General features: G+C 73.4%; 14 protein-coding genes. 7 read left to right on the top strand and 7 right to left on the bottom strand.

Translation table 11 applies throughout. From position 1 onward, the window contains the following. Window positions 1-168 precede the first annotated feature (168 nt). Window positions 169-849, top strand: a complete 681-nt coding sequence (locus tag AB0C36_RS05525) for an alpha/beta fold hydrolase (RefSeq protein WP_358349632.1) — start codon at window positions 169-171, stop codon at window positions 847-849. A gap of 148 nt (window positions 850-997) precedes the next feature. Here the strand turns inward: AB0C36_RS05525 and AB0C36_RS05520 are convergent, their stop codons facing one another. Both AB0C36_RS05520 and AB0C36_RS05515 read right to left on the bottom strand, forming a co-directional pair. Beyond that, the gene (locus tag AB0C36_RS05520) at window positions 998-2,080 is read right to left on the bottom strand and encodes an NAD(P)H-dependent amine dehydrogenase family protein (RefSeq protein ID WP_358349629.1); all 1,083 of its coding nucleotides are present in this window, start codon (window positions 2,078-2,080) and stop codon (window positions 998-1,000) included. A gap of 91 nt (window positions 2,081-2,171) precedes the next feature. Further along, window positions 2,172-3,368, bottom strand: a complete 1,197-nt coding sequence (locus AB0C36_RS05515; RefSeq protein WP_358349627.1) for a HEAT repeat domain-containing protein — start codon at window positions 3,366-3,368, stop codon at window positions 2,172-2,174. Window positions 3,369-3,558: 190 nt separating this feature from the next. Between AB0C36_RS05515 and AB0C36_RS05510 the strand changes: the two genes are divergently transcribed. Then, entirely contained in the window at window positions 3,559-3,924 is a 366-nt protein-coding gene (locus tag AB0C36_RS05510) for an MmcQ/YjbR family DNA-binding protein (RefSeq protein WP_358349624.1), read from the top strand. Window positions 3,925-3,988: 64 nt separating this feature from the next. On the opposite strand, the gene AB0C36_RS05505 is transcribed toward AB0C36_RS05510, so the two are convergent. The 3 genes from AB0C36_RS05505 to AB0C36_RS05495 all read right to left on the bottom strand — a co-directional run bounded on the left by AB0C36_RS05505 (window position 3,989) and on the right by AB0C36_RS05495 (window position 6,419). Then, on the bottom strand, window positions 3,989-4,879 hold the full coding sequence (locus tag AB0C36_RS05505) for an amidohydrolase family protein (protein WP_358349621.1): 891 nt from the start codon (window positions 4,877-4,879) through the stop codon (window positions 3,989-3,991). A 51-nt stretch (window positions 4,880-4,930) separates the two neighbouring features. After that, window positions 4,931-5,815 carry a sugar phosphate isomerase/epimerase family protein gene (locus AB0C36_RS05500; protein ID WP_358349618.1) on the bottom strand — a complete coding sequence of 295 codons (885 nt, stop codon included), beginning with the start codon at window positions 5,813-5,815 and terminating at the stop codon, window positions 4,931-4,933. Window positions 5,816-5,975: 160 nt separating this feature from the next. Beyond that, the gene (locus AB0C36_RS05495) at window positions 5,976-6,419 is read right to left on the bottom strand and encodes a hypothetical protein (protein ID WP_358349615.1); all 444 of its coding nucleotides are present in this window, start codon (window positions 6,417-6,419) and stop codon (window positions 5,976-5,978) included. Between the two features lie 242 nt (window positions 6,420-6,661). Between AB0C36_RS05495 and AB0C36_RS05490 the strand changes: the two genes are divergently transcribed. After that, window positions 6,662-7,600, top strand: a complete 939-nt coding sequence (locus tag AB0C36_RS05490; protein WP_358349612.1) for a zinc-dependent alcohol dehydrogenase — start codon at window positions 6,662-6,664, stop codon at window positions 7,598-7,600. 62 nt (window positions 7,601-7,662) lie between these two features. After that, window positions 7,663-8,253: a 2-thiouracil desulfurase family protein gene (locus AB0C36_RS05485; protein WP_358349609.1), complete on the top strand. Its 591-nt coding sequence runs from the start codon at window positions 7,663-7,665 to the stop codon at window positions 8,251-8,253. A 43-nt stretch (window positions 8,254-8,296) separates the two neighbouring features. Here the strand turns inward: AB0C36_RS05485 and AB0C36_RS05480 are convergent, their stop codons facing one another. Continuing rightward, on the bottom strand, window positions 8,297-8,818 hold the full coding sequence (locus AB0C36_RS05480) for a winged helix-turn-helix transcriptional regulator (RefSeq protein WP_358349607.1): 522 nt from the start codon (window positions 8,816-8,818) through the stop codon (window positions 8,297-8,299). A 65-nt stretch (window positions 8,819-8,883) separates the two neighbouring features. On the opposite strand from AB0C36_RS05480, the gene AB0C36_RS05475 reads away from it, so the two are divergent. After that, window positions 8,884-9,387, top strand: a complete 504-nt coding sequence (locus tag AB0C36_RS05475; protein WP_358349604.1) for a PaaI family thioesterase — start codon at window positions 8,884-8,886, stop codon at window positions 9,385-9,387. 11 nt (window positions 9,388-9,398) lie between these two features. After that, window positions 9,399-9,968, top strand: a complete 570-nt coding sequence (locus tag AB0C36_RS05470) for a DinB family protein (protein ID WP_358349601.1) — start codon at window positions 9,399-9,401, stop codon at window positions 9,966-9,968. 39 nt (window positions 9,969-10,007) lie between these two features. On the opposite strand, the gene AB0C36_RS05465 is transcribed toward AB0C36_RS05470, so the two are convergent. Further along, the gene (locus AB0C36_RS05465) at window positions 10,008-13,451 is read right to left on the bottom strand and encodes an AfsR/SARP family transcriptional regulator (RefSeq protein ID WP_358349598.1); all 3,444 of its coding nucleotides are present in this window, start codon (window positions 13,449-13,451) and stop codon (window positions 10,008-10,010) included. 306 nt (window positions 13,452-13,757) lie between these two features. On the opposite strand from AB0C36_RS05465, the gene AB0C36_RS05460 reads away from it, so the two are divergent. Continuing rightward, window positions 13,758-15,395 carry an MFS transporter gene (locus tag AB0C36_RS05460; protein WP_358349596.1) on the top strand — a complete coding sequence of 546 codons (1,638 nt, stop codon included), beginning with the start codon at window positions 13,758-13,760 and terminating at the stop codon, window positions 15,393-15,395. Window positions 15,396-15,528: the final 133 nt, after the last annotated feature.

Raw genomic sequence — 15,528 nt, 5'->3', positions numbered from 1 at the left:
GACCAACGCTTAATCGTGTCATCGAAAAGGCGTACGATGCGTGGACGCACCTCCGCTGAATCGAGTCAGCTCCATCGCACCCACAGTCGGCGCCACCGGTCAGCGGACTGCCCGGCCGTCCCCGGCCCCGTCGCGGGTGCGGGGACCCACTCCGAAGGGAGCCCGACCTTGCGGCTGTTCACCCACGAGCGCGGCGACGGCGACAAGCTCGCGCTGCTGATCCACGGCGGCATGTCCGACCACCGCACCTGGCACGCCATCGAGGACCAACTCGTCGCCCGCGGCTACCGCGTCGTCTCCTGCGATCTGCGCGGGCACGGGCAGAGCCCGCGCGGCGAGTACCGCGCCGACCTCTTCGCGGACGACGCCGTCGAGTCGCTGCCCGCGGGCGCGGACCTCGCGATAGGCCACTCGCTGGGCGGCCTGACGCTGCAACTGGCCGCCGACCGGCTCGCCCCCAAGCGCGCGGTCCTGTCCGACCCCGCGTTCATCACCGACGAGATGCCCGCCGAGATCACCGCGATGATGGCCACGATGGTCGCGACGGCGACCGCCGAGAGCGTCCGCCAGATGAACCCGAAGTGGTCCGACAAGGACATCGAGTGCGAACTCGCGGGCTTCGCGCTGTTCGACTCGGAGGTCATGAAGTCGATCCCCGGCGGCTACGTGCCGCCGGCGCCGCTCGTCCCGACGCTCGTGCAGCTCGCCGAGACGAGCGTGGTCTCCGACGCGACCGCCGCCACGCTGACCGAACGCGGCTTCGAGGTACGCCGGGTCCCGGGCACCGGCCACTGCATCCACCGCGACTCGGTGGAGGGCTTCATGGCCTCGCTGGAGGGCTGGGTCTGACCCCGAGGCCGGACGGCGGCAGACGGACAGCGGGGACGGCGGTGCCACCGGCCTCCGGTCACGCCAGACGGTCCGGCCCCCGGCAAGGGGCCGGACCGCCCGAGACCGGCGCGCGGGGTCGAGTGAGGACTCCCCCGCGCGCCGCCGCTCAGGCCTTCTTGCCGCCCAGCTTGCCGACCGCCGGGCGCAGCGGTACGTCGAGCGCGTCGTACAGCCCCGGCTCCGCCTCGACCAGCCAGTCGATGGCGCCGACCAGCCGCCCGACCGCGGTGGCGTTGCCGCCCGCCGAGCGGTTCTCGCCCTCGTCGACGGCCTCCACGGTGACCTCGATGCGCGGACGGCCCTCGATGATGACGCGGTGCGCGCCGTCGCCGCCGTCGGGAGGCGTGGGCCAGTCCGGGGCGCACGCGGCGTGGATGCGGGTGACGTGCTCGATGACGATGCGCGGCTCGCCGCCGACGATGCCCTGCACCTCGAAGCGCACGGCGCCCTGCGTACCGGCCTCGAACTCGCCCATCAGGCGGGTGTTCACCGTTTCGTCGAGTGCGCGGCGGTCGACCGTCTCGCGGATCTCGTCGAGCTCGACGCCGAGTGCGCGGGCCATCAGGCGTATCTGCCCGCCCCAGACCATGGTCGGCATGTCGGGCCACAGCATGGGCGGCCCGTAGTCCATCGGCATGCCCATGCCGATCAACTGCCGGACGGATTCCTCCTGGTCGTACGTGGTGTAGTCGAAGATCTCCTGGCAGCGGATCGCGTCGACGGTGGTGCCCAGGCCGCTGATCAGCAGCGGCAGGATGTCGTTGCCCCAGCCCGGGTCGACGCCCGAGACGAACAGCGAGCCGCCGCCCTCGGCGACCGCGGCGACGACCGGGTCGCGGAACTCGGGCGGCGCGTTGCGCTGGTCGTACAGCGGGTAGAGCGCGGGGCTGACGACGACCGCGCCGGCGCGGATGGCGCGGCAGATGTCCTCGAGCGCGTCGTCGGGGCGGATGTCGCCGGAGGCGGCGTACACCACGGCCCCCGGGCGGGTGGCGAGGACGGCGTCCACATCGTCGGTGGCGGCCACCCCCAACTCGTGGTCGAGTCCCGCGAGTTCGCCGGCGTCGCGGCCGACCTTCGCGGGATTGTGGACGATGACGGCGGCGAGTGTGAGCGCCGGGTGCGCGTCGACGGCCCTGATCGACGCACGGCCGACGTTGCCGGTACCCCAGACAACCGTGGGAATCATGCGGTGGAGGGTAGCGAGCGCCTTGATCGGTTCATAGTCCTTGATCGAAGCAATTAATACGGACTCCGCGAGGCGTGGCGCGGGTGTACGCCTACCCGCTCCGACGGCGGGCCGCCGCGGCGGCCTCGCGGACGCACGCGACCGGGTCCGTGTCGGCGGCGGCGACCAGCGCGCGGGCGGTGGCGGCGTCGGCGGGCAGGCCGCCCAGCGCGGTGGCGGCATTGGCGCGTACCCGGTGGCACGGGTCGGCGACCAGCGCGGCGGCGATCGCGGCGGCCGCGTCGTGCAGGCGTTTGGAGTGGCCGGGCGGGAGTTCGTCGGCGCGGACGCGCCCGAGGGAGTTGGCGGCGCGGGCGCGTACGCCGGGGTCGTCGTCGCGTAGCAGTTCGATCAGCGTGCCGAGGGTGACCCAGTCGGCGGGCAGGCGGCCCAGCCCCCAGGCCGCGGCACGGCGCGACTCGACGTTGTCGGTCCCGGACGGCCAGTAGTAGCGCAGTACGGACGCCCCGTCCGACCGTCCCGCCACGACCAGCGCGCGGCCTGCCGCGTAGCACGCCGGCCGGTCGCCGCCGGAGCGCAGGATCGCCTTGAGTGCCGGTATCGCGCGTTCCGTAGCCACGCGTTCCAGACCCGCGAGGGCCGCGGCGCGGTGCGGTCCGGCCGGCATCTCGACGAGGAACGGGACGAACCGGCTGTCGACGACGCGCGCGACCATGTGCAGGGTCGTCTCGTCCCACGGCTTGCGCATCGCGGCGGTGAGGCGCAGAAGTGCGTCGACGGCCGCGGGAGTGCCGACGTGCGCGAGGCTGCGGGCGAGCGCTTCACCGGCGTGCGGCATGTAGTGGGACGTCGCGGCGGCCTGCGCGGACCACATCCCGGCGGCGCGGACGAGCGCCGCCTCGGCCTCGGGCGTACGGAACGCGCCGAGTGCGCGGATGACTTCGGCGTTCCACCCGGGCGAGCCGGACGTCTCGTCGAGCCACGCCGCCAGGAGCGGAGCCGCGCGCTCGTCGCCCAGCACCGCGAGCAGGCGGGCGGCCTGCACGGCCCAACTCGACTCGCGTGGCGGGACGAGGGCCCGGACGGCGGCGTCGGCGGCGCGGGCCTCGTGGGCGCGCACGAGGCGTTCCCCCGCGGCTCCGGCCAGTCGGCTGCGGCGGCCGAACCCGCGCTCGAACGCGTCGACGAGGATCTCGACCGGCGCGGACCGCAGCGCACGCCGGGCGAGCCCGAATTCGCAGGGCTCGTCGGCCGCCGCCCCGCCGTCGTCGCGCGTCGTGTCTGCCATGTCCGCCCATTGAAGTGAGGGCGGCGCGGCGGCTCAAGCCCTTTGGGCGAATGCTTCGTTGGGACGGAGAGGGCTTGCGGGGCGTACGTACGTAATGCGCCGTTCGGCGGGTCGCACGGCTGCGGGTGTCGAGGCCGCGGCATACCGTTGCGGCAGGGCGGTCGGCGACCGGGGTGACGGAGGTTCGGGCATGGCGACCAACGCGGACGACGTACGCCGCGAGGCTCTGGCGCTGCCGGAGACGAGCGAGAAGTTCACCTGGAACACCCCGACGTTCCGGGTGCGCGACAAGATCTTCGCCGCGCTCGGCGAGGACGACACGTCGGTCGCGTTCCGGTGCCCGCGCGAGGAGCGCGCCGAGCTGATCTCCTCGGAGCCGGACAAGTTCTTCATGCGCGCGGGCCACGACGACAACTACGACTGGATCCGCGCGCACCTCGCGGCGGTCGACGACGTCGAGGAGTTGCGGGCGATACTCCTTGACGCCTGGCGCATGACCGCGCCCAAACGGGTGCTCAAGGCGTACGACGAGGCCCGCGCCGCCGACGACTCCTGACCGGACCGGCCGGGCCGGCGGGCAGGGTCTACTACGGCACCGAACCGGTGTCCGGCAGTGTGCGTCACGCCTCGACGGCGAACATCCGGGCCGCGTTGTCGTGGCAGACCGCGCGCAGCCAGGCGTCGCCCAGGTCCAGGCGGGCGAGGGCGTCGAGTGCCTCGTAGTAGGGGTACGGGATGTTGGGGAAGTCGCTGCCCAGCAGGATGCGGTCCGCGAAGTCCAGGAGCCGCGGCAACTGGTCCTTCGGGAAAGGCGCGTCGGCCTCGGTGAACGCGGTGAAGGACATGGTCGTGTCGAGGTGCACGCCGTCGTACCGCTCGGCGAGGTCGAGGAAGTCGCCGTACTCCGGTAGCCCCATGTGCGCGACGATCATGCGCAACGACGGGTGCCGGGCAAGCAGTTGCGCGACGGGCTCAGGACCGGTGTGCCTGCCGGGCATCGGCCCCGAGCCGCAGTGCGTGACGACGGGAACGCCGGCCTCGGCCAGGACGCCCCAGACCGGATCGAGGAGGGGGTCGTTGGGGTCGTACGCGCCGACCTGGAGGTGTGCTTTGAACAAGCGCGCGCCGTCCGTGATCGCGCGTTCGACGTACGCCGCCGCGTCCGGCTCCGGAAAGAACGTCGCGGTGTGCAGGCAGTCGGGGGTCCGTGCGGCGAAGTCCGCGCCCCAGGCGTTGAGCCAGGCGGCCATGTCGGGCTTGTGCGGGTACAGCAGCGCGGTGAAGCGGCGGACCCCGAACTCACGCAACCGGGCGACGCGCTTGTCCTCCTCGATGCGGTACGCGATCGGCCAGGGCCGCCGGGTGAGCGGGCCCGCCCGGTCGAAGTAGGCCCACACCTTGGCGAGCACACGTTGCGGCATGAAGTGCGTGTGCACATCGATCAGTCCCGGGAGGCCGAGACCCTGCCAGAACCCGGCCACCTGTGCGTCGCTGTGCTCGGTCGCAATCATCCGGCCATCGTGCCACTGCGTGGCCGGTACACGCACTGACTGGAGGCGAACTCAGGCGGCCGGCACGGCGCGCGCGGCGTCCGCGGCAACCTGTGCGGCGGCGGCCGGACCGAGGCGGGCGAGGTCGTCGGAGAACACCTCGACGCCGACCGGCGCGTCGACCCCGGCGGCGCGCAGCGCCGCGAGCACTCCGGCCACGTCGGCGTCGCCGAGGCCGGGCAGGAGGCGTCGGTGCATGGTCTCGTCCATGAGGTCCATGGCGTGGGGCGCTTGCCCCGCGGTGCCGTTCGCCGGGAGAGCGGGGGCGTCGCTGATCTGGATCCCGTTGACCCGGCGCGCGAGGTCCGGGACGAGGTCGGCCGCGGTGCCGCCGGAGCGGTACAGGTGCCAGGTGTCGAGCAGGATCCCGCCGTTGGGCCGGTCGGCGAGGCCGACGATCCCGGCCGCCGCACGGATGTCCGGGATGCCGGACCAGGGCAGGAACTCCAGGTGGACGAGGAGGCCGTACGCGGCGGCCCGGTCGCACAGTTCGGCGAACGCCTCCGCGGCGCGCTCGGCCTCGACCGCCGCCCCGGCGATCTCCACGACGTTGAGCGAGCGCGCGCCGAGTGCCTCGGCCATCTCCCAGAACACGTCCGCGGGGACGGCGAAGCCGGCCGCGTCGGTGTCCGCGCCCGCTTCCGGCGGCGCGGCCGGGGCCTTGGGCAGCCAGTCGGTGACGGCGTCGAGTTCGCCGATGGCGAGGCCGTTGTCGGCGAGGACGGCACGCATGTCGGCGGCGGTCAGCCCCTCGTCGATCGCACGCTGCCAGTCCTGCGCCCACAGCGTGATCCCGGCGAACCCGGCGGCCGAGGCCGCCTCGGCGCGCTCACGGAAGCCGCTGCCCAGCACCGTCCCGGCGCACAGCACCAGGTCGTCCGCTCCCAGCACACGCACCACTCCCCTGCGAACGATCGACCTGGTGACGACTATTCGTCCCCAGGTGTCGAAAGTTCGTGCATGCTAGGGGTAGGCGGTCGCGAAGTGAAGGCCCGCCCGGCCGCCGGCGCCGTTGCGGCCGTCGCGGCCGTCGCATCCGGTGACGTCGTCGGGTCCGCTACGGGCACTTGAGGCCACTGCGGGCGCTGGACAGCGTGCCACTCAAGGTCTCCAGCGGAACCTTCAGCGCGTCGACGGTCTGCTGGACGGTCGAACTGTCCCCGACCGACTCGAGCACGGACTTGACCGCGTCGGCCGCCGCCTTGACCGCGGCTCCGGCCGCCGAGTTGAGGTCGCCCGACGATTCGGCCAGCGACGACAGGTCGTCGGTGACCTTGTCGACCGAACTCTTCACCTCGTCCTTGCTGGTGGTCGCGGGGTCCAGCGAGGTCAGGGAGTCGGTGTCCTTTTTCAACCGGTCCAGGTCGCCGCAGGCCGCGGTGGCCGCCGCACTGGCCGACTTGGACGCCTTCGCCTCGGGAGACTCGTCGTCGTCCGAGCATGCGGAAACGGACACCAGGACGGCCGCGGACAGGGCCGCCGCACACAGTCGGCGCTTCACAGGACCTCACTTCGCCGCGCTTTGCCTATGGCCATAAACAACCACAAATCACCACCAACCTCACACGCCCCATCTGCCCCGGCAACCGGGCGGAGCCATCCGGGCGTCACCCCGCAAGCCCGACGTGGTTCGATATCTCGACCACGATGACGGAGAGTCCGAACACTGAGAGGGCGGCGGCGGACATGCGCGCAGTGCGGGGCAAGGCGACGGGGACAGGCACTGGCGCGGATGGCGGCGGCGTGGCCGTCGAAGTGGTCGACGTCGCCGATGTGCCGTGCGTACCGGGTGCGGACCGCGAGATCGAACTCGTCGCGGCCGGAATCTGCGGGTCCGACCTCGGGTACCTCGCGATGGGGAGCACCCTGCTGCTCGGGCACGAACTCGCGGGCATCGGCGCCGACGGCGCGGCGTACGCCGTCGAGGCGGTCTTCGGCTGCGGCACCTGCGCCCAGTGCGCCGCCGGGCACCGCAACCGGTGCGTCGACGTGCACCTGCGCGTGCCGGGCATGACGATCGACGGCGGCATGGCCGAGCGGTACGCCGTTCCCGCGACCGCCCTCGTCCCGCTCCCCGACGGCCTCGCGGTCCGCGACGCCTGCCTGGTCGAACCGTCCGCCGTGGCGTGGCGTGCCGCGCGCCTCGCGGGCGTCGCCCCCGGGAGCCGGGTGGCGGTGGTCGGCGGCGGCGCGATCGGCCTGCTCGCGGTCGCCGCCGCACAGGCGCTCGGAGCGTCCGAAGTGGCGCTCTCGGCAAGGCGGATCGAGCGGGTCGAGGTCGGACGGCGACTCGGCGCGGCCATCGTGTCGGACGCCGCGTCCGGCGCCGGCGGCTACGACGTCGTCATCGACGCCGCCGGAACCGCGGGAGCCCTCGCCGACGCGGTCGGCCTGCTGGCGCCCGGCGGCACGCTGTCGATCGCGGCGCTGCACGCAGGCGACCTGCCACTGCCGTTCCTTCCGTCGTTCCTGAAGGAGGCGCGCGTCGTGATGTCGATGGCGTACGGCGCCGACGAGCACGGCGTCCGCGACGTCGACCAGGCCGCGCGCATGCTCGCCGCACGCCCGGACATCGCCGCGTCGGTGATCACGCACCGCTTCCCGCTCGAAGACGCCGCCGAGGCGTTCCGCGTCGCCGCCGACCGTTCGACCGGCGCGATCAAGGTCGTGGTCGAACCCTGACCCGGCCGGGCGGGCGTACGCTGCCGGGAGAACAGCCGCGGAGAACAGCGAGGAGGCCGCCGATGGGTGCCGCGACGCCCGCCGCAAAGCCCGCCGCCACGAAGCACAAGGTCCTGGTCAGCCGCTGTCTGCTCGGACACCGGGTGCGCTACGACGGCGGCACGCAGGAGCGGCTCGCGGTGCTGGCGGCCTGGGAGGCGGAGGGCCGCATTGTGCCCGTGTGCCCCGAGGTCGAGGGCGGCCTGCCGACGCCTCGGCCGCGCGCGGAGATTCCCGGGGGCCGGGGCGCCCAGGTGCTCGACGGCACGGAACGGGTGCTCACTCACGAGGGCGCCGACGTGACAGGGCCCTACCTGGAAGGCGCCCGGATCTGCCTGGAGTTGGCGGCCCGGCACGGAATTCGGGTGGCGGTGCTGAAAGCACGCAGCCCGTCGTGCGGGAACCGCGAGGCGTACGACGGCACGTTCACCGGCACGCGCGTGACCGGCGAGGGTGTCGCGGCGGCGGCGCTCCGCAGGGCGGGGGTGCGCGTCTTCAACGAAGACGAACTCGACGCCGCCCGCGCCGCGTTGGAAGCCCTGGACCACCTGGACGACGCCGTTCGCCCGCCCCAACCGGACTCCCCCACCACTGCGGACGACGCGTCTCGCTGACCGGCTCAGCGACGGGACTCAGTGACGGGCTCACTGACGGGGCTCAGTGACGGGGCTCGGCGAACGGGCGCGCGGCAGGGCCCGGGTGGACGGTGACGTCGCGGTTCGTCAGGTGCGTGTGCCCGTCCGCGCATTCCACGACCACGCGTACCGGCGCACCGCAGTCGGCGTGCCGGATGTCGAGCATGAGGCCGACCGGGTCGCCGTGGTGCCGGTCGCCGAACTGCTTGAGGGCGAGCAGCACCGGCCACAGCTCCCATCCCTTGGCCGTCACCCGGTACTCCAGGCGCGACCGGGTGCCCGGCTCACGGTAGGGGCGGGTCTCCAGCAGGCCGCCCGCGACCAGCTTGCGCAGCCGGTCGGCGAGTACGGCCTCGGACATGCCGACGTGGCGCCGGAAGTCGTCGAACCGGCGTACGCCGTTGACCGCGTCGCGCAGGATCAGCAGCGACCACTTCTCGCCCACCACGTCCAGCGTGCGCCGGACCGGGCAGTTCTCCGGGTCGATGCCCAGCCATCCGAGGTCTGCGGGCGGCTCCACCGGGTTGTCCGCGCGGGTGTCCATGGGGGTATGGTACTCACCTGGCTTCATTTTTAGCAGCCAGCAGAGTGGAGTCCGAGGAGCTGAGCATGGGCAGGTCGCGCACGTATTCATGGGACGACCCGGCAGTGACCGCCGAAGGCGCCGCGTCGATGGCGGGCCTGGAGTTCCTGAACGCGATGATCGCGGGCCGTTTCCCGGCGCCGCCGATCGCCGCGACGCTCGGCTTCACCCTCGACGAAGTCGAGCACGGGCGCGCCGTGTTCTCGATGACACCCGGCGAGGAGCACTACAACCCGATCGGCAGCGTGCACGGCGGGGTGTACGCGACGCTGCTCGACTCCGCGGCGGGCTGCGCGGTGCACACCACCCTGCCGGCCGGCATGGCCTACACCTCGCTCGACCTGTCGACCCGCTTCCTGCGGCCGATCGGCTTCGACACCGGCCGGATCCGCGCGGTCGGGCGCGTCCGCACCCAGGGGCGCCGCACCGCGATGGCGGAGGCCGAACTGCTCGACTCCCGCGACCGGCTGCTCGGCCACGCCACGAGCACGTGCATGATCTTCCCGATCCCGGGCGCACCGTCCGCATAGAGTCGGGGGCCATGAGCACTGCCGACGCGAGCACGGACGGAAACGCGGGCGAGAACGCGGACGGGACGGCCGGCGTACCCACGCGGCGCATCGACCCGCCGTATCTGGGCGGCGAGCGCGAGACGCTGCGGGCGTACCTCGACTACCACCGCGCGACGCTCGCGTGGAAGTGCGACGGGCTCGGCACCGAGGAGTTGCGCAAGCGCTCGATGCCGCCGTCGACGCTGACCCTGCTGTCGTTGGTCCGGCACATGGCCGAGGTCGAGCGCACCTGGTTCCGGCGGGTCGTCAACGGCGAGGACATCCCGCTGCGCTGGTCCGCCGAGAATGACTTCCAGGTCGCGTACGACGCCTCCGCGTCGACCCGCGAGGAAGCGTTCGACGCGTGGCAGACCGAGGTCGCGCACGCGCGCCGCATCGAAGCCGCCGCGGAGTCGCTGGACGTGACGGGCCATCAGGCGCGCTGGGGCCAGGACGTCTCGCTGCGCTTCGTGATGCTGCACATGATCCACGAGTACGCCCGCCACAACGGCCACGCCGACTTCCTCCGCGAAGGCGTGGACGGCACCACCGGCGCGTAGCGCACCACACGTGGGCCTCGCGACACGCACGCGTAGCGGTCAGGGTGCCGCGTGCTCGGTCTCGTTCCCGCTTCCGTACGCGGCCGCGTACGCCTCGTCGCCCAGCCTCTTGCGGGCCGCCGACTCGATGCGGTCGACATCCGTGCGCTCGGCGGACGCCAGCGGATGGCCGGTCGAGGCACGGGCCCGGTGCGCGGCGCCGAGCAGGGCCGCTCCCCGTGCCGCGTCGCCGGCCAGCACGGCCGCCCCCGCGAGTCCCTCGTAGGCAAGGGCGATCATGCGCGGGTCACCGACCCGGCGGGCCGCCGCGAGGCCTTCGCGGTGGTACCTCTCCGCCGCCTCGGCGTCGCCCCGTAGTTCGGCGATGAATCCGAGCTCCGCCACGGTGATGGCGACTCCCGGAGGGCCGTCGTTGGTACGCGACCAGTCGAGCCACGGCAGCAGCATGCGTTCGGCGTCGTCGTACCGGCCCTGGCGGCGCGCGGCCAAGGCGAGGCCCATCTCGGCGAACATCGCCGCCGCCTCGTCGTCCAGGTCGTGGGCGATGCGCAGCGCGCGCTCGTGGAACGCGTCGGCGTCGGCGAAGTCGCCGCCGAGCATCGCGTACCGGCCGAGGAGGGCCAGGCGTCCGGAGTACTCGGCCCACAGCCCCAGTTCCTCCGCGATGCGGAGCCCGTCGCGCGCGATGGCCGCGGCCTGCGCGTATTCGCCGCGGACCTCGGCGAGCGTGCCGAGGGTGTCGCCCGCGCGCAGGACGCCCCAGCGGTCGCCCAGGCGCGTGAACAGCCGGTGGCTCTCCTCCGCATAGCGGCGACAGGCGACGAGGTCGCCGTCGACCTGCGTCCCGTACGCGGTCAGGCTCAGCGCGGCGGCGATTCCCCACTGGTCGCCGAGCGCGCGCAGGGTCGTGAGGGCGCGGGCGCAGATGGCCCGGCTGTCGCTCGAATCGCCGTACCACCAGAACGCGGTGGCCAGCAGCAGTTCGGCGTACGCGAGGTCGCGTGTGCCCTCCGCGTCCGTCGTCTCGGGGTCGAACTCCGCGAGCGCGTCCTTGGCCGTACCGAGGCCACCCGCGTCGACATCGGCGGCCATGCCGACGGCCGCGCGCAGGACGATCGCGCGCGTACGCAGCACCGCGGGCGCCTCGCCCGCCGCCGCGAGGGCCGTGTCCAGGACTCGGCATGCCTCGCGTGAGCGGCCTCTGACGTACCACGACCAGGTGGCGGCGGTCGCCAGGCGCAGCGCGCTCGCCGCGTCGCCGTGGGCGGCCGCGTGTTCGACGGCGCGCCGCAGGTTGGCGTTCTCGGCTTCGAGGAGTCCGAGCCAGCGGCGTTGCCCGGGGCCGCGGAGGTGCGGTTCGGCACGCACCGCGAGGTCGGCGAAGTAGTGGTGGTGGCGTTCCGCGGCCGCCGCGAACTCGTCTGCCTCGCGCAGGCGTTCGAGGCAGTACTCGGCGACGGACTCCAACAGGCGGTAGCGGGGTCTCCCGGTGCCGTGGTGCGCGACGGCGACGAGCGACCGGTCCACGAGCCGGGCGAGGACGTCGGCGACGTCCGCCGACAGCACGTCCCCGGCCGCGCACACCGCTTCGGCGGAGTCCAAGGTGCAGCCGTCGGCGTGCACGGCGAGGCGGCGCAGCACCGCGCGTTCGGTCTCGCCGAGCAGGTCCCAGCTCCAGTCGATGGCGGCACGGAGGGTCTGCTGACGCGCGGGTCCGCCGCGTTGCCCGGTCCCGAGTACGCGGAAACGGTCGTCGAGGCGGTCCGCCAACTCGTGGACGCCGAGCGCGCGGACCCGGGTCGCGGCGAGTTCGAGGGCGAGCGGGATGCCGTCCAGGCGCCGGACGACGGTGGCGACGGCCGGTGCGGTGTCGGCGTCGAGGGTGAAGCCGGGGGCCGCGGCGGCGGCGCGGTCGAGGAACAGGCGTACGGCGCCGGCCTCGGCCATCGCCCGCAGGTCGGTCTCGGAGGCCGGGCCGCCGAGCGCGGTCCACGCCGTCGCGGTAGTCCCGGCTGTTCTGAATGTCGTAGATGTCCGGGTCGTCGCGCCATCTCGGTCGGGCGAGGGTGGTGCCGGTGCCGGCGGCAGGCTCAGCGGCGGGACCGGCCACTGCACCTCCCCCGGTACGGCCAGCGGTTCCTGACTGGTCGCCAGCACCGTCAATCCCGGAGAAGTGCGCAGCAGCGCCGCGACGACCTCGGCGGCCGGCTGGATCACGTGCTCGCAGTTGTCGAGGACGAGCAGCAGTTCCCGGCCGCGCAGCGCGGTGGCCAGGCGTTCGACCACGGACACGGAGCTGCGTCCCATGGCGCCCTTGATGTCCTCCCGCAGGTCGTCGCGCAGGTCGAGCGCGGTCGCGATCACGTCGGCGATGTCGGAGACGTCGCAGAGACACTCGGTCGACGGGAGCCGGCCGGCGAGTTCGACGAGCCAGACACCGTCGGGGAACGCCTCGGGCGAGCCCTGGGCGGCGCTCGCCAGCGCGAGGCGGGTCTTGCCCACTCCGGCGGGGCCGGTGAGGGTCACCAGGCGGCCGGTCGCAAGGAGTCCGGCGACCTCCTCGACGGCCTGGTCGCGGCCGACGAGGGTGGTCAGTGCGGTCGGCAGATTGCTCCGGCGGCGCGGCGGCCGGTCGGCGGCCTGCGGCGGGTCGAGTGCGGGGTCCTGCTCCAGGATCGCCTGGTGCAGGGCGAGGAGTTCGGGTCCGGGGTCGACGCCGAGCTCGTCGGCCAGGCGGTCGCGGAGTTCGCGGAAGCCGTCGAGGGCCTCGCTCTGGCGTCCGGAGCCGTAGAGGGCCCGCAGGTGTGCGGCGTGCAGGCGTTCGCGCAGCGGGTGGCGGGCGGTCAGGGCGGCCAGTTCCGCGACCAGTAGGCGGTGTTCGCCGAGTTCGAGCCGGGCTTCGGCGCGTTCCTCCAGCGCGGTGAGGCGCTCCTCTTCGAGGCGGTCGGCCCAGGCGCGGGCGAAGGGCAGGTCGCCGAAGTCCGCGAGGGCGCTGCCGCGCCACAGGGCGAGGGCGTCGGTGAGCAGGGCCGCGCGCGTGCGTGGGTCGTCCGTGTCGCGGGCGCGGGCGACGAGGGCCGCGAAGGCGTCGGCGTCGAGGGTGGCGGTGTCCGGATCCCCTGGGGGGTCGTCGCCGGGACGTGTGCCGTCCGGATGTGTGCCGCCGGGACGTGCGCCGCCGGAAGGGCCTTCGTCCGCGGCCAGCAGGTAGCCGGGACGCCGCGAGACGACGAGGTCGCGCGCTCCGGGGTTCGCCTCGTCGAGGGCGCGGCGCAACTGGGAGACCTTGGCCTGCAGCGCGTTGGCGGGGTTGGCCGGGAGGGCGTCGCCCCACAAGTGGTCCACGAGCGCGTCGGCGGAGACGGCCCGGCCGCGCTCGGCGAGGAGGGCGGCGAGGAGCGTACGCACCTTCAACTCGGGGACCCGCACCGGCCTCCCGTCGGCGGTCCACACCTCCAGCGGACCCAGGACTCCGAAGCGCATCCCGTCACGGTAATGCACCGGCACCGCCGACGCCGCCCGTTATGCGCGGGGTGACCTGCGGGAATGCCGCCGGAGGCGCTTTGCCTCCGAACCACGGCAGCCGACCCGAAGCCGACCGTAAGCGGATCCGAAGCCCCTCTCGGCAGTGTGCGGTTGTCGGTCGAACGCGGGCGGTCCGGCCGGCCCCCCGGCCACGTCCTCCCGGCCGCCCCGCCCCGTCCGCGTCACCTGGCCGCCATAGGCCGCCCCGCGACCACCCCGCGACCGCCCGCCTGTTCTCGTCCCCGTCTTCCTCAGGAGTCCGTCATGCATGTCACCGCCGCCGCAGGCGCCGAAGTCCCGGCCCGGGCCGACCGCCGGGCGTGGCTGGGCCTGGCCGTGCTGGCCCTCGCGACGCTGCTGCTGTCATTCGACGTCACGCTGCTCTATCTCGCGGCACCACAACTGAGCGCGGATCTCGATCCGAGCAGCACCCAGATGCTCTGGATCATGGACATCTACAGCTTCATGATCGCGGGCTTCATGGTGACCATGGGCACGCTGGGCGACCGCATCGGCAGGCGCAAGGTCCTGCTGGTCGGCGCGCTGGCGTTCGGGGCGGCGTCGCTGCTCGCGGCGTACGCGCCGAACGCCGAGACCCTGATCGCCGCCCGTGCCCTGCTGGGGGTGGCGGGCGCGAGCATCATGCCGTCCACGCTGTCGCTGATCGGCCTGCTGTTCCGCGATCCGCGGCAGCGGGCGTTCGCGATGGGCGTCTGGGCCGCGGCGTTCTCGGTGGGCGTCGCGCTCGGCCCGGTCATCGGCGGGCTGATGCTGGAGGTCTTCTGGTGGGGCTCGGTGTTCCTGCTGGCGGTTCCGATCATGGGCGTGCTGCTGGTGGCCGGCCCACTCCTGCTGCCGGAGTACCGCAACCCCGAGGGCGGTCGCCTCGACCTGGTGAGCGTCGTGCTGTCGCTGGCCGCCATCCTGCCGATCGTCTACGGCATCAAGCAGATCGCCAAACACGGCGTGGACGGCGTCTCGGTCGGCGCGCTGGTCGTCGGGGTGGCCATGGGCGTGTGGTTCGCGCTGCGGCAGCGCGGCCTGGAGCACCCGCTGCTGGACATACGCCTGTTCGCGAACCGGTCTTTCAGTGCGGCCCTGGCCACCAGCACGCTGGTCGGTGCGGCGCTGGGCGGCACGTACCTGTTCATCACGCAGTACCTGCAACTCGTCGAGGAGCTGTCCCCGCTCGAATCGGGACTGCTGCTGGTGCCGGGATCGCTCGCCCTGATCGGCACGTCGATGCTCGCGCCGGTGCTCACCCGGCGGATCCGCCCCGCGTACGTGCTGACCGTCTCGATGCTCGTCTCCGCGACCGGCTACGCGCTGCTCACCCAGGTCGACGAGGGCGGACTCGCGATCCTGGTCACCGGGTTCATCCTGCTGTACGCCGGCACCGGCCCGGAGATGTCGCTGGCCACCGACCTGGTGGTCGGGTCGGCTCCGCAGGAGAAGGCGGGTTCGGCGTCCGCGATGCACTCCACGGGCGGTGAGCTCGGCATCGCGTTCGGCGTGGCGGTGATCGGCAGCATCGGCACCGCGGTCTACCGCGACGAGCTGTCGGGGCGGATCCCCGAGTCGGTGCCGGCGGACGCGGCGAGTGCCGCGGAGGACTCGATGGCCGGGGCGCACGCCGCGGCGGCCGAACTGCCGGACACGGTCGCGCGGTCGCTCATGGAGCCGGCCCGCGAAGCGTTCGTGAGCGGCCTGGGTGCGGTGTCGGTGGTGGCGACGGCGCTCATCGTGGCGCTGACCGTGCTGGTTCTCGTGGCCCTGCGGCACGTGCCGCCGACCGCGGCGGGCACGGTTCCGGACGCCGGGAACGACGACTCCCCGGACGCCGGGCAGGACGCCGGACCGGGCCCCGCCGCGGACGCCGCCCCGGTGACGGCCCGCGCCTGACGGGTTCCTGCCCATGGCTCAGCACTCGGCGTTCAGGGCTCGGCGTTCAGGGCTCGGGCTTCCGGGCACGGCGCGCCGCACGCCGTTCCCGGCCAAGGCCGGCAAGTCCCCCGATCGGGCGGGGACTTGCCGG

Source organism: Streptodolium elevatio (genome assembly GCF_040649515.1).
Classification (GTDB): domain Bacteria; phylum Actinomycetota; class Actinomycetes; order Streptomycetales; family Streptomycetaceae; genus Yinghuangia; species Yinghuangia elevatio.
This window is presented reverse-complemented; position numbering and strand designations above follow the sequence as displayed.

Coding starts and splice junctions, on each gene's coding strand:
- AB0C36_RS05515 (WP_358349627.1), bottom strand. CDS start 3,368: ATGGCAGACACGACGCGCGACGACGGCGGGGCGGCGGCCGACGAGCCC.
- AB0C36_RS05475 (WP_358349604.1), top strand. CDS start 8,884: ATGGGCAGGTCGCGCACGTATTCATGGGACGACCCGGCAGTGACCGCC.
- AB0C36_RS05520 (WP_358349629.1), bottom strand. CDS start 2,080: ATGATTCCCACGGTTGTCTGGGGTACCGGCAACGTCGGCCGTGCGTCG.
- AB0C36_RS05505 (WP_358349621.1), bottom strand. CDS start 4,879: ATGATTGCGACCGAGCACAGCGACGCACAGGTGGCCGGGTTCTGGCAG.
- AB0C36_RS05510 (WP_358349624.1), top strand. CDS start 3,559: ATGGCGACCAACGCGGACGACGTACGCCGCGAGGCTCTGGCGCTGCCG.
- AB0C36_RS05485 (WP_358349609.1), top strand. CDS start 7,663: ATGGGTGCCGCGACGCCCGCCGCAAAGCCCGCCGCCACGAAGCACAAG.
- AB0C36_RS05465 (WP_358349598.1), bottom strand. CDS start 13,451: ATGCGCTTCGGAGTCCTGGGTCCGCTGGAGGTGTGGACCGCCGACGGG.
- AB0C36_RS05460 (WP_358349596.1), top strand. CDS start 13,758: ATGCATGTCACCGCCGCCGCAGGCGCCGAAGTCCCGGCCCGGGCCGAC.
- AB0C36_RS05470 (WP_358349601.1), top strand. CDS start 9,399: ATGAGCACTGCCGACGCGAGCACGGACGGAAACGCGGGCGAGAACGCG.
- AB0C36_RS05480 (WP_358349607.1), bottom strand. CDS start 8,818: ATGGACACCCGCGCGGACAACCCGGTGGAGCCGCCCGCAGACCTCGGA.